The following is a 20853-nucleotide window of genomic DNA, read 5'->3' as shown; positions in this document are numbered from 1 at the left end:
CACATTGCTTCTCCGGACACATGTGCTGCCCAGCACATGATGCACGTCCCTAACTTGCCTCGCGGTAAGCCGGGTTGACCATCGGTGATCTCCTCCGGTCAACGGGACGGACAGCGATTTCGGGTACCCCGGTACGGCGGTTTCACTCCCCTGCGTGAGGTGTGGCATCGAACACACCGAGCACAACGGACACAACGGGCGACGCAATGAACACCTGTGTCACGCCGGTACGCGCAACGATCGTCCGGGGTCACGCAAGGTTGCTGCATTACAGACGGGAACAAGAGTCCTCTAGAGTCATCCGCTGTACGTGGCGTGGCGGGGGACGGCCTGCTCGGCGGTCCCCGGTCGGTGTGTGGGCCGCCCTGTGCTCCCTTGTCATGGCCGTCCTCCCATCGGCAGCGATCAAGGAGCCAGCCCGTGCTCGACCAGCGCACCCCGCCCGCAGAGGGAGACCCCGTGGGTCTCGGCGCCCGACTCATGCGCCGCAAACCCGTGGAACGCCTGGTCGCGGAGGGCGGCCAGGGCGAGGGCGGCACGCTCCGGCGCTCGCTCGGCCTCTGGCAGCTGACCATGATCAGCATCGGGGCCACGCTCGGCACCGGCATCTTCGTCGTGCTCGGCGAGGCGGTCCCCAAGGCCGGCCCCGCGGTCACGCTGTCCTTCGTGATCGCCGGCGTCACCGCGCTCTTCTCGGCCCTCTCGTACGCCGAACTGGCCGGCACCATCCCGGTCGCCGGCTCCTCCTACTCGTACGCATACGCAACGATGGGTGAGCTCGTCGCCTGGGTCTGCGGCTGGTGTCTGATCCTGGAGTACGGCGTCTCGGTCGCGGCCGTCGCCGTCGGCTGGGGCGAGTACCTCAACACGCTGCTCGACGGCACCATCGGCGTCACCATCCCGGACGCGCTCTCCGCACCGCCCGGTGACGGCGGCATCTTCAACCTGCCCGCGCTGATCGTGGTGCTGCTCGCCATGGTGTTCCTGCTCGGCGGCGCCCGCGAGTCCGCCCGCGCCAACACGATCATGGTCGTGGTGAAGATCGTCTCGCTGCTGCTGTTCTGCGCGATCGGCTTCAAGGGCTTCCAGTCCGGCAACTACGAGCACTTCATGCCGCTCGGCATGGCGGGCGTCAGCGCCGCCGGTGCCACGCTCTTCTTCTCGTACATCGGCTTCGACGCCGCCTCCACCGCCGGGGAGGAGGCGACGAACGCGCAGCGCGACCTGCCGCGCGCGATCATGCTCTCGCTCGTCATCGTCACCGCGCTGTACGTCCTCGTCGCCGCGGTCGCCGTCGGGGCGCGGCCCTGGAAGCAGTTCAGCGACACCGAGGCCACCCTCGCCGGGATCATGAAGGACGTCACAGGACAGTCGGTCTGGGCGACGCTGCTCGCCGCCGGCGCTGTCGTCGCCATCGCGTCGGTCGTGCTCACCGTGCTCTACGGACAGACCCGCATCCTCTTCGCCATGGCCCGGGACGGACTCGTGCCGAAGACGTTCGCCAAGGTCCACCCGAGGACCGGCGCCCCGCGCGCCAACACCGTCATCGTGTCCCTGTTCTGCGGTGTGCTCGCCGCCGCGATCCCGCTCGGCCAGCTCGCCGACGCCACCAGCATCGGCACGCTCTTCGCGTTCGCCCTGGTCAACATCGCGGTGATCGTCCTGCGCCGGACCCGGCCCGACATGAAGCGCACGTTCCGGGTGCCGCTGTCGCCGGTCCTGCCCGTCCTCGGCTTCGCGTTCTGCGTCTGGATGATGGGCAGTCTGTCCGGGATCACCTGGATCGTCTTCGGTGCCTGGATGGTCGTCGGTCTCGTGTTCTACTTCTGCTACGGGATGCGCCGCTCCCGGCTCGCCTCCGCTCCCGGTGCTCAGAAGTGAGCCAGCGCACAGAAGTGAACCTCCTGCCTTGCTGAACGATCTCGACGAACGCATCGTGCACGCCCTCGCCGAGGACGCCCGCCGCTCCTACGCCGACATCGGCCAGATCGTCGGCCTGTCCGCGCCCGCCGTGAAGCGCCGCGTGGACCGGCTGCGGGCCACCGGCGCCATCACCGGGTTCACCGTGCGGGTCGACCCGGCCGCGCTCGGCTGGGAGACCGAGGGCTTCATCGAGGTCTACTGCCGCCGCAACACCTCGCCGGACGCGATCCGGCGGGGGCTGGAGCGGTACCCGGAGATCGTCGCCGCCTCCACCGTGACCGGCGACGCGGACGCCCTCGTCCAGGTCTTCGCCTCCGACATGCGGCACTTCGAGCGGGTCCTGGAGCGGATCGCGGGGGAGCCGTTCGTCGAGCGGACCAGGTCCGTGCTGGTCCTGTCACCGCTGATGAGGCGCTTCACGTCCGGGTCGCCCGCCTGACGGGTCGCTGACGGATCGGGTGGCCCGGCTTCGACGGCCGGCACCCGTCTGCGCCGCGCGGGCCGGACGCCCGCGCGGCGCATCCGGCCGAGGGCGCGCCCGGGCGCGCAACGAATCGCCGCCCCGGCGCTCTCGCACGCAACGGATCGCACACGCAGACGCAACGGTCCCGTCTTGTCCCGCCGACCTGCGGAAACGTACCGTCTTTGCGATCCCCACCTCTTTGTCCACACCTTCCGCGGTGGCGATCACCCCTGCCTCGACCGCCCGTATCCGCAAGGAGTCCGCGCCTCATGACGTCCACGGTGCCCACCGCCGTCCAGCACACCGACGGTCAGCCGCCGATCACCATGTTCGGTCCGGACTTCCCGTACGCGTACGACGACTTCCTCGCGCACCCGGCGGGCCTCGGCCAGATACCCGCGACCGAGCACGGCACCGAGGTCGCCGTCATCGGCGGTGGCCTGTCCGGGATCGTCGCCGCGTACGAGCTGATGAAGATGGGCCTCAAGCCCGTCGTGTACGAGGCCGACGAGATCGGCGGGCGGCTGCGCACGGTGGGCTTCGACGGCTGCGACCCCGCGCTGACCGCCGAGATGGGCGCGATGCGCTTCCCGCCGTCGTCGACGGCGCTGCAGCACTACATCGACCTGGTGGGCCTGGAGACCCGGGAGTTCCCCAACCCGCTCTCCCCGGCGACCCCGTCGACCGTCGTCGACCTCAAGGGCGAGTCGCACTACGCCGAGACGATCGACGACCTGCCGCAGGTCTACCGCGACGTCGCCGCCGCATGGAACGCCTGTCTCGAAGAGGGCGCCGACTTCTCCGACATGAACCAGGCGATGCGCGAGCGCGACGTGCCGCGCATCCGCGAGATCTGGGCGCAGCTCGTGGAGAAGCTCGACAACCAGACCTTCTACGGGTTCCTGTGCGAGTCCGAGGCCTTCAAGTCGTTCCGGCACCGGGAGATCTTCGGGCAGGTCGGGTTCGGTACGGGCGGCTGGGACACCGACTTCCCCAACTCCATCCTGGAGATCCTGCGCGTCGTCTACACCGAGGCCGACGACCACCACCGCGGCATCGTCGGCGGTTCGCAGCAGCTGCCGCTGCGCCTGTGGGAGCGTGAGCCGGAGAAGATCCTGCACTGGGCGTACGGCACGTCGCTCAAGTCGCTGCACCCGGACGGCGCACCGCGGCCCGCCGTGACCCGCCTGTCCCGCACCGCCGGGAACCGGATCACCGTGACCGACGCCGACGGGGACATCCGCACGTACAAGGCGGCGATCTTCACGGCCCAGTCCTGGATGCTGCTGTCGAAGGTGGCGTGCGACGACGCGCTGTTCCCGATCGACCACTGGACCGCGATCGAGCGCACCCACTACATGGAGTCCAGCAAGCTGTTCGTCCCCGTCGACCGGCCGTTCTGGCTGGACAAGGCCGTCGACGACAGGGGAAATCCGACCGGGCGGGACGTCATGTCGATGACGCTGACGGACCGGATGACGCGCGGCACCTATCTGCTGGACGACGGCCCGGACAGGCCCGCCGTCATCTGCCTCTCCTACACCTGGTGCGACGACAGCCTGAAGTGGCTGCCGCTGTCCGCGAACGAGCGGCTCGAAGTGATGCTGAAGTCGCTCGGCGAGATCTATCCGAAGGTCGACATCCGCAAGCACATCATCGGCAACCCGGTGACCGTGTCCTGGGAGAACGAGCCGTACTTCATGGGCGCGTTCAAGGCGAACCTGCCGGGCCACTACCGCTACCAGCGGCGCCTGTTCACGCACTTCATGCAGGACGCGCTGCCGGCCGACCGGCGCGGGATCTTCCTCGCCGGTGACGACATCTCCTGGACGGCCGGCTGGGCCGAGGGGGCGGTGCAGACCGCGCTGAACGCGGTGTGGGGCGTCATGCACCACCTGGGCGGGACGACGGACGCGGCCAACCCCGGACCGGGCGACCTGTACGAGACGATCGCTCCGGTCGAACTGCCCGAGGACTAGCGGCGGTTCACTGCTTGCCGGTGCCGACCGGGTCCACCGTGAAGTTCCCGGTGCCGTTCTCGGAGACGGGTACGTTGATCCTGACCGGCAGCGACGTGGAGTGGGTCTCGTTCGGCGGCGTGACGACGAGGGTGGTGAAGGTGAAGCCGGAGCCGCCCGAGGTGTTGGGCGTGTAGTGCAGGTGGAAGCGGGTCTCCTCGCCGGACTTGAGGACGACGGTCACCGGGGCGACGCCGCTGCGGTCGGCGCTGGTGCCCTCGGGGGCGCCGTCGGCCTTGAGGTCCACGCCCGGGAAGCCCTTGAGGTAGCAGGCGTCGCCGGTGTTCTTCATGGCGACCATGAAGTCGCCCTCGCCCATGCCGTGCGCCGTGCTGAAGCCGAGGCCGGCGGTCTTGCAGGGGCCGGTGTTGACCTGGCCGCCGCCGCTGCCCGGGGCGTCGGTCGCCGCGTCGCCGCCGCCTGCGTTGTCGGCGCTGTTGTCGGCGGAGCCGCCGCTGTCGGAGCCGCCGGCCGACGGCGACGACGATGACGACGCCGAGGAGTCGGCCGCGGCGGAGGAGCCGGAGTCGCTCGCGCCCGAGGCGGAGTCGTCGTTGCCCTGGCAGGCGGTGAGCGAGAGACCCGCCGCGAGGGCGATGGCGGCGATGGTGAGCTTCTGGGCGCGCATGGTCTCGTCCTTCTGATCGGTGGCGGCCACTCGGTCCGAGCGGCGTTACTGAGCATCAAGACCCGTCGGCCGGGCGGGCCGTTCCACCCCGCCCACCCCTAATACGTGCCTGTTACATGAGAGCCGGGGACGGCAGTCGTGAACTGCTGTTCCCCGGCCCGTCGTGCGATCCGCGGGAACGGATCTGTGACACGGCCGTCCTTGACCTGCGCAGTCGTGCGCACCTACGGAGTCGGGCGCGTCCACGGGGTCGCGCGCATCACGCGGGCGACCGGCTCAGACGCCCGCCGCCCGCGCCTTCGTGTACACCTCCGCCGCCACGTCCTTGAGCTCCTCGGCATCGCGCAGCCGACCCTGGACGTCGATGAGGATCTCCTCCAGACCGACCTCGTCGTGCGCCACGAGGTCCTCGACGATCTGGTCGACGCTGCCCTGGAAAGGGCGGCGGTCGTCGCCGGTGTACGGCTCGCGCGTGTACGCGGTGTTCACCCGCAGCACGCTCTGCAGGGGTGCCGTACGACCGCGCTCCTGCGCCAGTTCCCGCAACTGCGACCACTGTTGTTTCAGCGGCTCGGCGCCCATCGCCGCCGGCATCCACCCGTCCGCCCGGTCGACCAGGCGGGCCGCGGCCTTCCGGCTGCCCGCCGGCAGCAGGATCGGGATGGGGCGGGCCGGCTTGGGGCCGACGACGGCCGGGGCGACGGTCGTCAGTTCCCCCTCGTACGTGACCGGGTCCGGGCCCCAGACCGCATGGCACACGCCGATCAGCTCGTCGAGGACCTTGCCGCGCTTCTCGAAGGGGGCCACGGCCGCCGCCGCGTACTCGTCGTGCGACCAGCCCGTGCCGAGCCCGGCGACCACGCGGCCGCCGCTCGCCACGTCCAGCGACGCCAGCGAACGGGCCAGCTGGAACGGCACGTGCAGCGGCGCCACGAGCACGCTCGTGCCCAGCCGGGCCGTGGACGTGGCCGACGCCGCGAGCGTGAGCGAGACGAGCGGGTCGGCGACCGAGCGGTACTGCTCGGGCCACGGCACGCCCGGCATCCCGTACAGACCCTGCCGCGCGGGCTCGGGGAACAGGATGCGCTCGAAGACCCACAGGCTCTCGTAGCCGATCGCCTCCGCGGCGCGTGCCACGTCGGGGATGTCGCGGCCGATGTCGTACTGCCTCATCTGCGGGAGGCCGAGGCCGAGTCGGGTCGTCATGCCGTGCTCCTTCGTCGCGTACGGAACGTGTGCACCGGGTGCCGAAAGTTTCAACGTACAGCTATAGCCGGGAAGTTCCGTGCCGTGACCGGCGTGCTTCAGTCGGTGAGGCCGGCGAGATCGGTGAGGCGGGTGAACTCGGGGAGCGGGGTGAGCAGCATGCGGCCCACCAGGCCCGCCGAGGTGTCGAGGCGCTGGGCGAACTCGGCCGTCAGGGAGGGCAGTTCGCGCAGCGCCCACAGGGCGCGGGCCGCCGCCCACGCCCCGTCGCGCGCCCGGTCCAGGCTCCAGGAGCCGAGCAGGTGGGTCAGGGGGTCGGCGACCTGGAGCAGATCGGGCCCCGGCATCAGCTCTTCGCGGATGTGCTCCTCCAGCGAGACGAGGAGATCGCCCACGCGGTCGAACTCGTCCTCCAGGGCCTCCGGTTCGCAGCCGAGCGTACGACAGGTGTCCACGACGGCCAGTGCCAGATCGTGCCCGATGTGCGCGTTGATGCCCGCGAGCGCGAACTGCAGCGGACGTACTCCGGGATGGCGGCGGAACTGCACGAGCGGGCGCCAGCAGGCCGGCGGGCGCACCCCGCAGGCCGCCGCGTCGACCGCCGTCAGATAGCGCTCGGCGAAGCGGACGTCCAGCGCGACGGCGGCCCCGCGGTCCGGGAAGCCGCCCCGGGCCCCCTGGTCGATGGCGAGATCCACCGCCTCCGTGACCGAGAGGTAGACCCGGTTGAAGACCGCGATCCCGTCCCCGGGCGGCAGGTGCGTGGCGAGCGCGCGCATCCTCGCGATCACCGAGTCGACTCCTTGGGCCGGGATGCGGGGCCCTGTCATCCGTTCCAACTGCGCCATGCACGAAGCGTCCCAGCCCTAGGCTGACGCGGGCGTCGGCTGGCCGGGGGCTTCCCCGAAACGAGGGAACGGCCGCCCGAACGCAGGGGGGAGAGCACGGTGTCAGGGTTACGAGCGCGCCGGCTCGCCGAGCGGCGGGCGGCACGGCGACGAGCGGCGCGGCGCGGCGCGATGGTCGCGGCCGCCTCGGTCGTGGCCGCCGTCGGGACCGTCGCGGGGCTCGTGTCCGCCCTGGACCGGAGCCCGGACGCCGGCGACGAGGCGCGTCCCTCCGTCAGCGCGCCCCCGAGTCTGATGCCGCTGCCCGGCCTGCCGAGCGCGGAGGAGTCGACCAACTCGCCCTCCCCGTCGAAGAGTTCGAAGAAGCCGAAGCCCAGGCCCGAGCCGACGAGGACCCGGGCGCTCCGGTCCGCGCCGTCGACCGCGGCGCCCGCGGCCACCGGCCTGTACCGGCACGGCGAGTCCCAGGTCCTCGACTGGGTGCGCGCCCACCGGTCCGACCCGCGCAGGCCCCTCATCGAGTCGCGGATAGCGGACCGTCCGGCCGCCGTCTGGTTCGCCGACTTCGCGCCCTCGACGATCACGTCCCGGGTGCGCGCGGTGACCTCGGGCGCGGCGGGCAGCGGGCGGGTGCCGGTCGTCGTGGCGTACGCGATACCGCAGCGCGACTGCGGTGGCGCCTCCGACGGCGGGGCGCCCGACACGGCGGCGTACGACGGCTGGATCGACAGGTTCGCGGCCGGACTCGGCTCCCGCGAGGTCATCGTCGTACTGGAACCCGACGCGCTGTCGCAGACGGAGTGCCTCAGCGGCGGCCAACGGGCCGACCGTTACGCGTCGTTGGCCCGCGCGGGGCGCGTCATGAAGGCGGCGAACCCGCGCGCCCGGGTCTACTACGACGCCGGACACTCGGACTGGAACGCGGCCGGGACACAGGCCGCGCGGCTGCGGGCTGCGGGCGCGGCGTCCCCCGCCTCCTCCGACGGCATCTTCACCAACGTCTCCAACTTCAACCGCACCGCGGACGAGATCGCGTACGCCCGCGCGGTCCTCGCCGCGATGGGCGCGCCCGGCACCATGGGCGCGGTCGTCGACACCAGCCGCAACGGCAACGGCGCCCCGGCGGGCGGCGAATGGTGCGACCCGGACGGCCGCAAACTGGGACAGGCGCCGACCCTGCGCACCGGAGTGACGGGGATCGACGCCTATCTGTGGGTGAAGCTGCCGGGGGAGTCGGACGGTTGCAAGGGCAGCCCGGGGACGTTCACGCCGGACTACGCCTACGAGCTGGCGGACTGAGGCCGGCCCTGGGACCGTGCTACTCGGCCGACTCCTTGTCGTACGCCGACGTCCCCGAATCGAGCAGCGGCTCCTGCGACTTGAGGTGCACGGGGGCCATCGCCCGCAGCGCGTGGTAGCCGGTGATGACCACGATCGTGCCGAGCGCGATACCGCTCAGCGAGAAGTTGTCGGAGAACTTCAGCGAGACGTTGCCGACGCCGATGATGATGCCCGCGGCGGCCGGCACCAGGTTCAGCGGATTGCGCAGGTCCACCTTGGCGTTGATCCAGATCTGCGCGCCGAGCAGGCCGATCATGCCGTACAGGATGACGGTGATGCCGCCGAGGACACCGCCCGGGATCGCCGCCACGATCGCGCCGAACTTCGGGCACAGACCGAAGAGCAGGGCGAAACCGGCCGCGGCCCAGTAGGCGGCCGTCGAGTAGACGCGGGTCGCCGCCATGACGCCGATGTTCTCGGAGTACGTGGTGTTGGGCGGGCCGCCCACGGCCGTGGAGAGCATGGACGCGACGCCGTCCGCGGAGATCGCGGTGCCGAGCTTGCCGTCGAGGTTGTCGCCGGTCATCTCGCCGACGGCCTTCACATGGCCCGCGTTCTCCGCGATGAGCGCGATGACGACGGGCAGCGCCACGAGGATCGCCGACCACTCGAACGACGGGGCGTGGAAGGAGGGCAGGCCGATCCAGTCCGCCTTGCCCACGCCCGACAGGTCGAGCCGCCAGTGGTCCACGGCCTCCGTGCCGCCGTTCGTCGAGTGGATCTTCCCGAAGACCTGGTCGAAGAGCCACGAGACCGCGTACCCGAAGATCAGGCCGAGGAAGATCGCGATCCGGGACCAGAATCCGCGCAGGCACACCACGGCCAAACCGGTGAACAGCATGACGAGCAGCGCCGTCCACTGATCGGTCGGCCAGTACGTGGAGGCCGTGACCGGAGCCAGGTTGAAGCCGATCAGCATGACGACCGCGCCGGTCACGATCGGCGGCATCGCGGCATGGATGATCCGCGCCCCGAACCTCTGCACCGCGAGCCCGACGAGGAACAGCACGACGCCGACGACGAAGACGGCGCCGGTGACCGTGGCGCTGGAGCCGCCCGAGGCCCGGATCACCGCGGCGACACCCACGAAGGAGAGCGAACACCCCAGGTAGCTGGGCACCCGGCCGCGCGTGGCCAGCAGGAAGATGACCGTCGCGACACCGGACATCATGATCGCGAGGTTGGGGTCGAGCCCCATCAGCACCGGCGCCACGAACGACGCACCGAACATCGCCACCACGTGCTGGGCACCGAGCCCGATCGTGCGCGGCCAGGACAGCCGCTCGTCGGGACGGACGACGGCACCCGGGGCCGGGGTCTTCCCGTCGCCGTGAAGTTTCCAGCGGACGCCGAGGTCCATGCGCGCACTCTGCTTTCTGTGGCCTGAAACGATCGCCTCATGTTAAGCGGACGTAAGTGTGCGTTCTCGTCGTGCCCGCGGCGTTGATCCGGATCCGCGTCAGGGTCGGGTGGTAACGGCTGAGGCGCAGGTCACGCCGGTTTTCTGAGCGTTTGCTTAGCCGGGCGACTTACGATGGGGGCCCATCACGCACCGCACCAGGAGCTCCATCCGTGACCGCCGTCGCCCCCGACCGATTCCCCGACAACGTCGACAGCATCGGTCGGCTCGTCCCCGTCGACGTCCACTTCGACGACCTCGACGCGCTCGGCATGCTGCACAACGCGCGCTACCCCGTCCTCGTCGAACGCGCCTGGACCGCGCTGTGGAACGAGCGCGGGCTCGTCTTCGAGGGCGACTGGGAAGCGGCCGGTGACTTCTGCAACGCCGTCAAGGAACTCACCATCACGTACGTCGCCCCGGTCCTGCGCCCCGGCGCGTACGCCGTCCACCTGTGGATCGAGCGGCTCGGCAACACCGGCCTGACGTACGGCTTCCGGTTCTGCTCGGCGGACGGGTCGGTGACCCACGCGCACGGGACGCGCGTCCTGGTCCGCCTGGACCCGAAGACGCTGCGCCCCGCGCGCTGGAGCGACGCGCTCAGGGCTTCGTCGCAGGATCTGCTGTTGCCGCAGGGCTGAGCTGCTCCGGCACCTTCGCCCGGCTCGTCCGGTCACCGGCGCGCAGCACCCCCGCGAACACCGCGAGGCCGCACGCCAGCACCGTGACCAGGCCGAACGACACCACCAAGCTCGTCGCCTCGGCGATCGTGCCGATCGCCGACGGCGCGATGAGCCCCGAGGTGTACGTGATCGTGGCGACACCCGCGATGGCCAGGCTCGGGTTCGGGCCGCTGCGCCCGGCCGCCGCGAAGGCGAGCGGCACGACCACCGCGATACCGAGGCCGAGCAGTCCGAATCCGGCCATCGCGACGGCCGGGTTCGGGGCCACGACCACCATCAGCGCGCCGATCGCCGCGCCCACACCGCTGACCCGCACGGTGCGCACCGCGCCGAACCGGTCCACCACCCTGTCGCCCGCGATCCGCGCGATCGCCATGGTGAGCGTGAAGCCGGTGGTGCAGGCGGCCGCGAGGCCCGCCGACGTACCGAGCACGTCCTTGAGATAGACCGCCGACCAGTCCAGGCTCGCGCCCTCCGCGAACACCGCGCAGAACCCGACCGCGCCGATCAGCAGCGCCGACTTCGGCGGCAGCGCGAACCGCGGCGGCGGCTCCTCGTCCTCGGTCGGCCGCAGGTCGAGCACCCAGCGGCAGGCCACGAGCCCGGTGAGCGTCAGCACCGCCGCGGCGAGCAGATGGTGCAGCCGGGCGTCCGCGCCCAGGTGCGCGGCGAGCGTGCCGCCCGCCGAACCGATCAGCGCGCCCGCGCTCCACATGCCGTGCAGCCCCGACATGATCGACTTGTCGAGGCGGGTCTCGACCTCGACGCCGAGCGCGTTCATCGCCACGTCCGACATGCCGGCCGTCGCCCCGTAGACGAAGAGCACGGCGCAGAGCGTGAGCAGGTTCGGCGCGAGCGACGGCAGGGTCAGCGCCAGCGTCCACAGGGCGATCAGTCCGCGCAGGGCCGTGCGCGCCCCGAAGCGGTGGCTGATACTGCCGGCCAGCGGCATCGCCACCGAGGCGCCGATCGCCGGGAAGGCGAGCGCCAGCCCGAGCTGACCCGCGCTGACGCCCGCGTGGTCCTGGATCCAGGGAACCCGGGTCGCGAAGGAGCCCGTCACGGCCCCGTGCACGGCGAAGACGGTCGCGACGGCGTACCGCGCCCGCTTCAACTCCCTTGTTCCGTAAGTCACTTCACTCATCCCGCGAGCCCCTCCCGGTGCTTGTGCATGCTCGTCCCTCACGGTGCCGCCGTAAACTATCAGGAACCCTGCCTGATAGATAACCCCGTTTCGTCGTAGGATCCGGCCATGCCCGCATCGCCGAGGACCGCCCGAGCCATCAACGACCGGCTCGCGCTGCGCTTCCTCCAGGAGGAAGGCCCGCTCACCGCGGGGCAGTTGAAGGAGTTCACGGGCCTGTCCCGGCCCACCGTCGCCGACCTCGTCGAACGCCTCACGGCCTCCGGCCTGATCGCCGTCGTCGGGGAGGCCGGCGCGCAGCGGCGCGGTCCGAACGCCAAGCTCTACGGGATCGTCGCCGACCGGGCCCACCTCGCCGCCCTCGACGTCCGCACCGAAGGCGTCCGTCTCGTCGTCGCCGACCTGCTGGGCACCGTGCTCGCCGAGGCGGCGCTGCCGGTCGAGGAGGGCGAGCAGGCCGGAGCCGCCGTCGAGCGTGCGGTCGCCCTCCTGGAACGTACGGCGAAGGAGGCGGGCGCCGAGCGGCTGCACACCGTCGGTGTCGGCGCGCCCGGGCTCATCGACCCGGCGACCGGCGAACTGCGCGACTCCTCGGGGCTGCCCGAGTGGCATCGCCGCCTGGTCGCCGCGCTCCAGGAACGTCTTCCCGCGCGCGTGCTGGTGGAGAACGAGACGAACCTCGCCGCCCTCGCCGAGCAGCGCGACGGCGCGACCCGTGACCGGGACACGTTCGTGCTGCTGTGGCTCGGTCTCGGCATCGGCGCGGCCGTCGTCCTGGACGGGAAGCTGCGCCGCGGGGCCTCCGGCGGTACCGGCGAGGTCGGGTTCCTGCCGGTGCCGGGCACCGGCAGGGTGCCGTCCGCCACCGACTGCGGCGGGGGCTTCCACTCGCTGGCCGGTTCCGTTGCGATCCTCGAACTCGCGGCGGGCCACGGGCTCGTGGGCCCGGGTGAGCCCGTGGAGCGGGCCGCCGAGGTCGTCCGCGCGGCGGTGGCCTCCGGCGCGGACGGGTTCCTGGACGCGCTCGCCGACCGGGTGGTGCTCGGCGCGGCCGCGGTCGTGGCGGTGCTCGATCCCGGCTGCGTGGTCCTCGCCGGGGAGGTCGGCCGCGCGGGCGGCGACGCGTTCGCCGCGCGGGTCGCGTCCCGGCTGACGTTGATGTCGCCGCTCGCGACGGAGGTGCGGGCGGGGGAGCTGGGGGGCGGGGCGGTGTTGCGCGGGGCCCTGCTGATGGCCCGGGAGGCGGCCCAGGAGGACGTGTTCACGCCGTAGGACTTCGGGCCGCTCGACGCCCGCGGCCCGGTCGGGCTTCTCGCGCAGTTCCCCGCGCCCCTGGAAGCGAGCTCCGCTCGCCCAGAGGAAGACCGCGCGGAGCGCGTGCCTTCAAGGGCGCGGGGAACTTACGCGACCAGCCCCCACCGAAGCCGCACCCGCGAACCGGATGTCATCCGCCCCGCCGGAGCGGCGCCCCCCAGTTCGGCCGGCCGGGACGCGACCTCGGCCATCTCGACTGCCACCCGGGGCGAGGCGTCAGCAGGCCCCCTGGTCCTGCCACACCCCCCACTCACCGGTCTTGCCGGGCTCCTCACCCTTCGTCCACCACTTCGCCTTCCAGGAGTGGCCGCCGTGGGAGACGACCGCGCCGCTGCCGTACTCGGCGGTGGCGTTCCAGGCCGCGTTCGCGCACGTACCGCCGGAGCCGGAAGGGCTCGGGGCCGGGGAGGGCGAGGACGTCGATCCGGAACCGGGCTCCACGACGCTCGTCCCGCGCGCCAGGTCACCGGCGAGCGCGTACGTCTTCCCGTCGAACGTCACCGTCCAGTTGGAGGGCGTCGACACCGGCAGGTAGTACACGAAGTCCACCGTCACGGAGGCGCCCGGCGCCACCGACTGCCAGCTCGGCAGCTTCAGCGAGACTCGGTTGTAGTCGCCCTTCAGACCGCCCACGTTGCTGCCGCTGTGGTCGCTGCGCACGATCGTGGTGCCGAACCCGGACTGGTCCTTGGCGTTGGCCGGCGCGGACGTCCCGTAGTCGAACCGGAACTCCGTACCGCCCGGCAGCGTCGCCTTCGTGTTGTTGGTGATCTTCATCTTGGGGGAGATCGGGTAGTTGGAGTCGCCGAGCGGGAACTCCCCGAAGCTCACGTCGATGTCGAGCGCCTCGCTCGGCAGGTCGATCGTCGAGCGCTTCGCGCCGTACGGCGTCGCGGACTTGAACGTGTCGTAGAGCGTGCTCGTCAGCGTGGACCCGGGCTCGTACTGGCCCTTCGTCGCGTTCCAGCCGTAGTCGCCGGCCAGCTCCCAGATCATCGCGCCGCCGATGCCCCGGTCGGCGACGTAGGCCGCCTTCGCGGCCACCGACTGCTCGTCCTCCGTCGAGAGGAAGACCTTCTTCTCGGAGTTCCACAGCCAGGGCGCGACGAGCGTCGCGTCGTAGTTCCTCTTGTACGTACCCGTCAGCTTGGTGCCTGCGGGGAAGCCGTACTTCGTCACGTAGTCCCCGACGATGCCCTTCTCCAGGTTCTTGGCGTGCCACATCGGGTTCGATCCGGCGGGCGCCTCCTTGCCGTTGGTGTCCAGGTCGTGCCAGAGGTTGTCGATGCCGACGGCCCCGTCACCGCACTTCGTCAGCCCCGCCCCCGCCGGGCAGTCGGTCGACGCGGCCTTGCCCCACAGCCCGTCCGTCCCGCCCGTGGCGTTCTTGAATCCCCGTGTGTAGTACGGCAGTCCGATGTTGATCCGGCCTGACGGCATGGAGCCGCGGAAGTAGTGATAGGCCCAGTCGGTGTTCAGATATCCGGTGCCGCCGTACTGGGACGTCGAGTACACGCCCGCGGCGGCCAGTTCGGAGTCCTTGCCGTCGTCGAACAGGGAGGCGTTCGGGCCGACGTGCTCGTTCCAGGCGCCGTGCAGGTCGTACGACATGATGTTGACGTAGTCCAGGTACTTCTGGATCTGGAACGTCTCCATGCCGCGCAGCAGATATCCCGACGACGGTGCCGCCACGGAGAGCAGGTAGTGCTTGCCGTCGGCCGCGCCCGCCCGGTCCAGCTTCTCGCGCAGCGTCTTCATCAGCGCCGCGTAGCCCTTGACCAGACCGGCCCGGCGCCCGTTGGCCAGCGACCAGTCCAGCGGATTGCCCGCGTCCTTCATCGTGGTCGGGTACTCGTAGTCGATGTCGACGCCGTTGAACCCGTACTTCTTGATGAACGCGACGGCCGAGTCGGCGAACGTGTCGATGCCCGCCTGATTGACACTGCCGTCCGTGTTCGTGGCCATCGCGTAGAGGCCGCCGGAGTCGACACGCTTCCCGTCGTCGTCGAAATAGCCGCCGGTCTCGGCCCAACCACCCACCGAGATCAGGGTCTTCACGTTCGTGTGCTGCTTCTTGAACTTGTTGAGCAGATTGAAGTGCCCCTTGTAGGGGAGCGCCGGATCCATCTCGGCGCCGGCCACCCCCGGCCAGGTCATCCCGGTCGCCGCGTTCTTCTCCGAGTCCGCCCCGACCGAGATCTTGTTGCCCGAATCGACGTGCGCGAAGGCGTAGTTGATGTGGGTGATCTTGTCCCACGGGATGTCGGAGGCCAGGTACGCGGGCGTCCCGTCCTTGCCGGTGCGCCACCCGGTGAAGTAGCCGATGACGCGGCGCTGGTGGTCCGCGCCCATCTTCTCGCGCCCGTCGGTGTCATAGACGGAGCAGTACGGGACGGAGACACCGGGCGTCTCGTAGAGGCCGTCGGGGCGACAGGCCTCCTGGTCGGTGGCCTGGGACGCGGTCGCGGGGAGCGAGGCGAGCAGCAGCCCCGCCACGGCGGCCGCTCCGGCGAGCAGGGCGGGTCTGGGGGGTCTGGGGTACGGCACGGCGGTTCCTCCGGAAGAAGGGATCGGTGGTGCACGACGAGGTTGCGAGGAACTTAAGAGGACTAGACCAGCCCGTCAATAGGTCTGTACCAATCTCAACAACCCAGGTGGGAGCGGCGAGTTGGCGCCATATTCCCGACCGGCGGCCGAAACCAGGCTCATGGCCTGTGAGTCAGCCCACAGTGATCGCATGCATGCACATCGATCGGACGTGGCACACTGGCCGTACCAGAAGCAGCGCACTCCGGGGTCGGTGAAAGTCCGAACCGGCGGTTACAGTCCGCGACCCGGTCACGTCCAGTGACCGGTTGACCAGGTGAAATTCCTGGACCGACGGTTAAAGTCCGGATGGGAGGCAGTGCGCGGCGGGCGGGCACCCAGGTGCGCGTCGCCGGCTGTTTCGGGCACCCCAGGGTGCCCTGCATGCGGCGTTGTCGCTCCCGGTGTCGTCGTCCGTTCGTTCTGTCGTCGTCGTACGACAGTGCCCCGGAGTCCAGACCCGTAGAGGGAGGACCCGGGAAGTGTTCACCGGAATCGTCGAAGAGCTGGGCGAGATCACCGCCGTCGAGACGCTCGACGACGCCTGTCGCTTCCGCGTTCGTGGCCCCGTCGTCACCGAGGGCGCCCGGCACGGAGACTCCATCGCGGTCAACGGCGTGTGCCTCACGGTCGTCGAGCACGAGAACGACGCGTTCACCGCCGACGTCATGGCCGAGACCCTCAAGCGCTCCAGCCTCGGCGCCCTCGAAACCGGCTCCCGCGTGAACCTGGAGCGGCCGATGGTCGCCGACGGCCGCTTCGGCGGACACATCGTGCAGGGACACGTCGACGGCACCGGCACCATCGTCGAGCGCACCCCCTCCGAGCACTGGGAGATCGTCAAGATCTCGCTCCCCGCGGAGCTCACCCGGTACGTCGTCGAGAAGGGCTCGATCACGGTCGACGGCGTCAGCCTCACCGTCGTCGAGGCCGCCGCCGACTACTTCACCATCAGCCTCATCCCCACCACCCTCGCCCTGACCACGCTCGGCATCAAGCAGGTGGGCGACCCGGTCAACCTTGAGGTCGACGTCATCGCCAAGTACGTCGAGCGCATGCTCGGCGCGGGCCAGAGCTTCAACGGGGGCACCAAGTGAACTGGCTCAACTCCGAGGCCTTCACCGCTTTCGGCCAGCACATCCTGTGGTCCGACATGATCGGCAACACCTTCGGCCTGATCGCGCTCGCGCTCGGCTGGAAGCGCTCCATCTGGACCTGGCCCGTGCAGTTCGTCTCCGGCCTGATCCTCTTCGGCGCCTTCGCCGGACACCTGACCGGCAGCGCCGGCAAGCAGGTCGTCGTCATGGTCGTCGCCGCCATGGGCTGGGCCGCCTGGGTCCGCGGCAGGAAGAACGCGCAGGACGGCTCCATAGCCGTGCGCTTCGCCACCTGGAAGGAGCGCGGCCTGATGGTCCTCGCCGGTGCCGCCGGCACGGTCGCCGTCGCGCTGCTCTTCAAGGCGTACCCGACGCTGTCCTGGGACCCCTGGCCCGACGCGTACATCTTCGTCGGCACGATCGTCGCCATGTACGCCCAGGCGCGCGGCATGGTCGAGTTCTGGTTCGCCTGGCTGCTCGTCGACGCCGTCGGCGTCCCGCTGAACTTCGCCAACGGCTACGCCTTCTCCGGCTTCGTCTACGTCATCTACGGCGCGCTCGTCCTGTGGGGCATGCGCGACTGGTGGCTGCGGTCCCGAGCGGCCTCGGCCCCCGCCCACGGTCTCGAAGGAGCCCACGCATGAGCACGGCACCCCACCTGTACGAGATCTCCGCCGACACCGACCTCACCCTCGACCCGGTCGAGCGGGCCGTCCGGGACATCGCGGCCGGCCGCCCCGTCGTGGTCGTCGACGACGAGGACCGGGAGAACGAGGGCGACCTCGTCGTCGCCGCCGAGAAGATCACGCCCGAGATCGTCGCCTTCATGATGAGCGAGTGCCGCGGCCTGATCTGCGCGCCCATGGAGAGCGACGAGCTGGAGCGGCTCGACCTGCCGCAGATGGTCGGCAACAACACCGAGTCGATGAAGACCGCCTTCACCGTCTCCGTCGACGCCTCCGGCGCGCACGGCGTCACCACCGGCATCTCGGCCGCCGACCGCGCCACCACGCTCCGCCTCCTCGCGTCCGGCACGGCCGAGGCAGGTGACTTCGTCCGGCCCGGCCACATCTTCCCGCTGCGCGCCAAGCGGGGCGGCGTCCTGGTCCGCAACGGCCACACCGAGGCCGCCGTCGACCTCGCCCGCCTCGCGGGCCTGCGCCCGGCCGGTGCCATCGTGGAGATCGCCGGCGAGGACGGCGTGATGCTGCGGCTGCCCGAGCTGATCCCGTTCGCCCGCAAGCACGGCCTGACGATCATCTCGATCGAGGACCTCATCGCGTACCGGCGCTCCGCCGAGCCCACGGTCAAGCGCGAGGCGACCGTCCAACTCCCCACCGCCTTCGGCGAGTTCACCGCGTACGGCTACCGCTCCACGGTGGACGGCGTCGAGCACGTCGCCCTGGTCCACGGAGAGATCGGCGACGGCGAGGACGTCCTCGTCCGGATCCACTCCGAGTGCCTGACCGGCGACATCTTCCACTCCCAGCGCTGCGACTGCGGTCCCCAGCTGGAGGAGTCCATGCGCCGCATCGTCGAGCAGGGCCGCGGCGTCGTCGTCTACCTGCGCGGACACGAGGGCCGCGGCATCGGCCTGCTCTCGAAGCTGCGCGCCTACGAGCTCCAGGAGCAGGGCCGCGACACCCTCGACGCCAACCTGGAGCTCGGCCTGCCCGCCGACGCCCGCGACTACGCGGCCGGCGCCCAGATCCTGGACGACCTCGGCGTGCGCAGCCTGCACCTGATGACCAACAACCCCGACAAGACCGACGCCCTCACCCGGCACGGCCTGAAGGTCACGGCCCGCGAGCCGATGCCCATCACCGCGGGCGAGCACAACCTCCGCTACCTGCGCACCAAGCGGGACCGGATGGGCCACGACCTGCCCTGGCTGGACGCGCCCCGCACGTCCACCTGCAGCAACCAGTAACTCCCTCATTCCCTCTACGTACACACCAGGAGAAGCGCGTGAGCGGCAAGGGTGCACCCGAACTGAGCGTGAAGAACTGCGGCGACCTGCGCGTGGCCGTCATCGCGGCCCAGTGGCACGAGAAGGTCATGGACGGACTCGTCGACGGCGCCCTGCGCGCCCTGAACGAGCTGGGCATCAGCGAGCCCACCGTCCTGCGCGTCCCCGGCAGCTTCGAGCTGCCGGTCGTCGCCAAGGTCCTCGCGGACCGCGGCTACGACGCGATCGTGGCGCTCGGCGTGGTCATCCGCGGCGGCACCCCGCACTTCGAGTACGTCTGCCAGGGCGTCACCAACGGCCTCACCCAGGTCTCCGTCGACACCGGCGTACCGGTCGGCTTCGGCGTGCTGACCTGCGACACCGAGGAGCAGGCCCTGGACCGCGCGGGCATCGAGGGCTCCAGCGAGGACAAGGGCCACGAAGCGGTCACCGCGGCCGTGGCCACCGCGACCACGCTGCGTACGGTCGCGGAACCCTGGCGTTAAGGGCACGGGAGAGCCGCGTAAAGTAGGGACCACCATGTCCAATAAGACGTTCGAGGAGCTCTTCACCGAGCTCCAGCAGAAGGCCGCCACCGGCGACCCCGCCACTTCCCGCACCGCCGAACTGGTCGGCAAGGGTGTCCATGCCATCGGCAAGAAGGTCGTCGAGGAGGCCGCCGAGGTATGGATGGCCGCCGAGTACGAGGGCAAGGAAGCCGCCGCCGAGGAGATCTCGCAGCTGCTGTACCACGTCCAGGTGATGATGGTCGCGCGCGGCATCTCCCTCGACGACGTGTACGCCCATCTCTGAGCCGTCACCCCAGTTCGCTCTCAACTCCCTGATCACGCAAAGGAATCCCGCCTCATGCTGCGCATCGCCGTCCCCAACAAGGGTTCACTGTCCGGACCTGCGTCGGCGATGCTCCATGAGGCCGGATACCGCCAGCGCAAGGAGTCGAAGGAACTCGTCACGGTCGACCCGGACAACCAGGTCGAGTTCTTCTACCTCCGCCCCAAGGACATCGCGATCTACGTGTCCTCCGGCAAGCTCGACATCGGCATCACCGGCGAGGACCTGCTGATCGACTCGGCCGCCCACGCCGAGGCGATCCTGCCGCTGGGCTTCGCCCGCTCCACCTTCCGCTTCGCCTCCCGCCCCGGCGCGGTCAAGGACCTCGCCGACCTCGCGGGCAAGACGATCGCGACCTCGTACGAGGGCATCGTCGGCAAGTACCTCGCCGAGCACGACGTCGACGCGTCCGTCGTCCACCTGGACGGCGCCGTGGAGACCGCCATCGAGCTGGGCGTCGCCGAGGCCATCGCGGACGTCGTCGAGACCGGCACCTCGCTGCGCAACGCCGGCCTGGAGGTCTTCGGCGACCCGATCATGCGGTCCGAGGCGTGCGTCATCCGCCGCAAGGGCGCCGAGACGGACGACCCGAAGGTGCAGCAGTTCCTGCGGCGCCTCCAGGGCGTCCTGGTCGCCCGCAGCTACGTGATGATGGACTACGACTGCCGCGCCGAGCACCTGGAGAAGGCCGTCGCCCTCACCCCGGGCCTGGAGTCGCCGACGGTCTCCCCGCTGCACAACGAGGGCTGGGTCGCGGTGCGCGCCATGGTCCCCACCAAGGACGCGCAGCGGATCATGGACGACCTGTACGCCCTCGGCGCGCGGGCCATCCTCACCACGGCCATCCACGCCTGCCGCCTCTGAGGACGCCGAGACCATGTCGGAAGCCCTGCCCAGCCTGCCGGTCACGTTCCGGCCGGGCCGCACCCGCGTCATCCTGCACGCCCTCGGCGCCGCCTCCTTCGTGACCATCACCGTGGTCGCGCTCGTCCTGAACGGGATGAGCCCGGGGGAGAAGCTCAGCTTCGTCTTCACCGCGGCGCTCTTCTGGGGTGTGCTCGGGCTGCTCGCCCGCCCCAAGGTCGTCGCGGACGACGCGGGCGTCACGGTCGTCAACATCGCGCGCAGCCGCCGTCTGACCTGGGCGGAGATCGTCCAGGTCAATCTGCGGCCCGGTGACCCGTGGGTGTTCCTCAACCTCACCGACGGCACCAGCATGGCCGCCATGGGCATCCAGCCCGGCATGGCCAGGAAGACCGCGATCCGCGACGCCAGGGCGCTGCGGGCGCTGGCCGACTCGGCCCACGCGCAACCTCAGGGCTGACTCGGGGGCCCGGGCCCTGACGCATCGTCCCCGGTCTTGATTAATCTGGTGACAGGGCGCGCATCGAGCGACGCCCCGC

At 70.6% G+C, this 20853-nt stretch carries 19 protein-coding genes and 1 riboswitch; of the genes, 13 read left to right on the top strand and 6 right to left on the bottom strand.

What is annotated here, in order from left to right:
* Positions 1 to 420: 420 nt before the first annotated feature.
* From B072_RS0135815 to B072_RS0135805, 3 genes are all read left to right on the top strand, one after another.
* Positions 421 to 1881 (top strand): amino acid transporter, encoded by a 1461-nt coding sequence (locus B072_RS0135815; protein ID WP_018534802.1) that lies wholly within the window; start codon positions 421 to 423, stop codon positions 1879 to 1881.
* 28 nt (positions 1882 to 1909) lie between these two features.
* Positions 1910 to 2362 carry an Lrp/AsnC family transcriptional regulator gene (locus tag B072_RS0135810; RefSeq protein ID WP_018534801.1) on the top strand — a complete coding sequence of 151 codons (453 nt, stop codon included), beginning with the start codon at positions 1910 to 1912 and terminating at the stop codon, positions 2360 to 2362.
* A gap of 293 nt (positions 2363 to 2655) precedes the next feature.
* Positions 2656 to 4365, top strand: coding sequence for a flavin monoamine oxidase family protein (locus B072_RS0135805; protein ID WP_018534800.1), 1710 nt, complete (start codon positions 2656 to 2658; stop codon positions 4363 to 4365).
* 7 nt (positions 4366 to 4372) lie between these two features.
* Here B072_RS0135805 and B072_RS0135800 read toward each other — a convergent pair whose 3' ends face one another.
* The 3 genes from B072_RS0135800 to B072_RS44865 form a co-directional block, all read right to left on the bottom strand.
* On the bottom strand, positions 4373 to 5032 hold the full coding sequence (locus tag B072_RS0135800) for a DUF4232 domain-containing protein (protein WP_026246647.1): 660 nt from the start codon (positions 5030 to 5032) through the stop codon (positions 4373 to 4375).
* 276 nt (positions 5033 to 5308) lie between these two features.
* Positions 5309 to 6238, bottom strand: coding sequence for an LLM class F420-dependent oxidoreductase (locus B072_RS0135795; RefSeq protein WP_018534798.1), 930 nt, complete (start codon positions 6236 to 6238; stop codon positions 5309 to 5311).
* Positions 6239 to 6336: 98 nt separating this feature from the next.
* A complete protein-coding gene (locus tag B072_RS44865; RefSeq protein ID WP_051127371.1) occupies positions 6337 to 7086 on the bottom strand; it encodes a DUF5995 family protein in 750 nt (249 codons plus the stop codon).
* A gap of 171 nt (positions 7087 to 7257) precedes the next feature.
* Here B072_RS44865 and B072_RS0135785 point away from each other — a divergent pair, with 171 nt between their 5' ends.
* Positions 7258 to 8385, top strand: a complete 1128-nt coding sequence (locus tag B072_RS0135785; RefSeq protein WP_018534796.1) for a glycoside hydrolase family 6 protein — start codon at positions 7258 to 7260, stop codon at positions 8383 to 8385.
* A gap of 19 nt (positions 8386 to 8404) precedes the next feature.
* Here the strand turns inward: B072_RS0135785 and B072_RS0135780 are convergent, their stop codons facing one another.
* Positions 8405 to 9787: a uracil-xanthine permease family protein gene (locus tag B072_RS0135780; RefSeq protein ID WP_018534795.1), complete on the bottom strand. Its 1383-nt coding sequence runs from the start codon at positions 9785 to 9787 to the stop codon at positions 8405 to 8407.
* Positions 9788 to 9999: 212 nt separating this feature from the next.
* Between B072_RS0135780 and B072_RS0135775 the strand changes: the two genes are divergently transcribed.
* Positions 10000 to 10467, top strand: a complete 468-nt coding sequence (locus B072_RS0135775; protein WP_018534794.1) for an acyl-CoA thioesterase — start codon at positions 10000 to 10002, stop codon at positions 10465 to 10467.
* Here the strand turns inward: B072_RS0135775 and B072_RS0135770 are convergent.
* Entirely contained in the window at positions 10427 to 11653 is a 1227-nt protein-coding gene (locus tag B072_RS0135770) for an MFS transporter (RefSeq protein ID WP_026246646.1), read from the bottom strand. The genes B072_RS0135775 and B072_RS0135770 overlap by 41 nt on opposite strands.
* 108 nt (positions 11654 to 11761) lie before the next feature.
* Between B072_RS0135770 and B072_RS0135765 the strand changes: the two genes are divergently transcribed.
* Positions 11762 to 12925 carry an ROK family transcriptional regulator gene (locus B072_RS0135765; RefSeq protein WP_018534792.1) on the top strand — a complete coding sequence of 388 codons (1164 nt, stop codon included), beginning with the start codon at positions 11762 to 11764 and terminating at the stop codon, positions 12923 to 12925.
* 258 nt (positions 12926 to 13183) lie between these two features.
* On the opposite strand, the gene B072_RS0135760 is transcribed toward B072_RS0135765, so the two are convergent.
* Positions 13184 to 15514 (bottom strand): chitinase C-terminal domain-containing protein, encoded by a 2331-nt coding sequence (locus tag B072_RS0135760; RefSeq protein ID WP_026246645.1) that lies wholly within the window; start codon positions 15512 to 15514, stop codon positions 13184 to 13186.
* Positions 15515 to 15749: 235 nt separating this feature from the next.
* A riboswitch (FMN riboswitch) is annotated at positions 15750 to 15880 on the top strand.
* A 155-nt stretch (positions 15881 to 16035) separates the two neighbouring features.
* On the opposite strand from B072_RS0135760, the gene B072_RS0135755 reads away from it, so the two are divergent.
* Genes B072_RS0135755 through B072_RS0135725 form a run of 7 tightly spaced genes read left to right on the top strand, consistent with a single transcriptional unit; the run spans position 16036 to position 20774 of the window.
* Entirely contained in the window at positions 16036 to 16650 is a 615-nt protein-coding gene (locus B072_RS0135755) for a riboflavin synthase (protein WP_018534790.1), read from the top strand.
* Entirely contained in the window at positions 16647 to 17294 is a 648-nt protein-coding gene (locus tag B072_RS0135750) for a nicotinamide mononucleotide transporter family protein (protein ID WP_018534789.1), read from the top strand. The genes B072_RS0135755 and B072_RS0135750 overlap by 4 nt, the downstream gene beginning before the upstream one ends.
* A complete protein-coding gene (locus B072_RS0135745) occupies positions 17291 to 18580 on the top strand; it encodes a bifunctional 3,4-dihydroxy-2-butanone-4-phosphate synthase/GTP cyclohydrolase II (RefSeq protein ID WP_018534788.1) in 1290 nt (429 codons plus the stop codon). The genes B072_RS0135750 and B072_RS0135745 overlap by 4 nt, the downstream gene beginning before the upstream one ends.
* A gap of 38 nt (positions 18581 to 18618) precedes the next feature.
* Positions 18619 to 19104, top strand: a complete 486-nt coding sequence (gene ribH / locus B072_RS0135740) for a 6,7-dimethyl-8-ribityllumazine synthase (protein WP_018534787.1) — start codon at positions 18619 to 18621, stop codon at positions 19102 to 19104.
* Positions 19105 to 19138: 34 nt separating this feature from the next.
* Positions 19139 to 19411, top strand: a complete 273-nt coding sequence (locus B072_RS0135735; RefSeq protein ID WP_018534786.1) for a phosphoribosyl-ATP diphosphatase — start codon at positions 19139 to 19141, stop codon at positions 19409 to 19411.
* Between the two features lie 54 nt (positions 19412 to 19465).
* Positions 19466 to 20314, top strand: a complete 849-nt coding sequence (gene hisG / locus B072_RS0135730) for an ATP phosphoribosyltransferase (protein WP_018534785.1) — start codon at positions 19466 to 19468, stop codon at positions 20312 to 20314.
* 13 nt (positions 20315 to 20327) lie between these two features.
* The gene (locus B072_RS0135725; RefSeq protein ID WP_018534784.1) at positions 20328 to 20774 is read left to right on the top strand and encodes a PH domain-containing protein; all 447 of its coding nucleotides are present in this window, start codon (positions 20328 to 20330) and stop codon (positions 20772 to 20774) included.
* Positions 20775 to 20853: the final 79 nt, after the last annotated feature.

Origin of the sequence: Streptomyces sp. HmicA12 (genome assembly GCF_000373565.1) — a bacterium.
In the GTDB taxonomy this organism is placed as follows: domain Bacteria; phylum Actinomycetota; class Actinomycetes; order Streptomycetales; family Streptomycetaceae; genus Streptomyces.
Note: the sequence above shows the minus strand (reverse complement) of the source record. Positions and strands in the feature narration are given on the sequence as shown.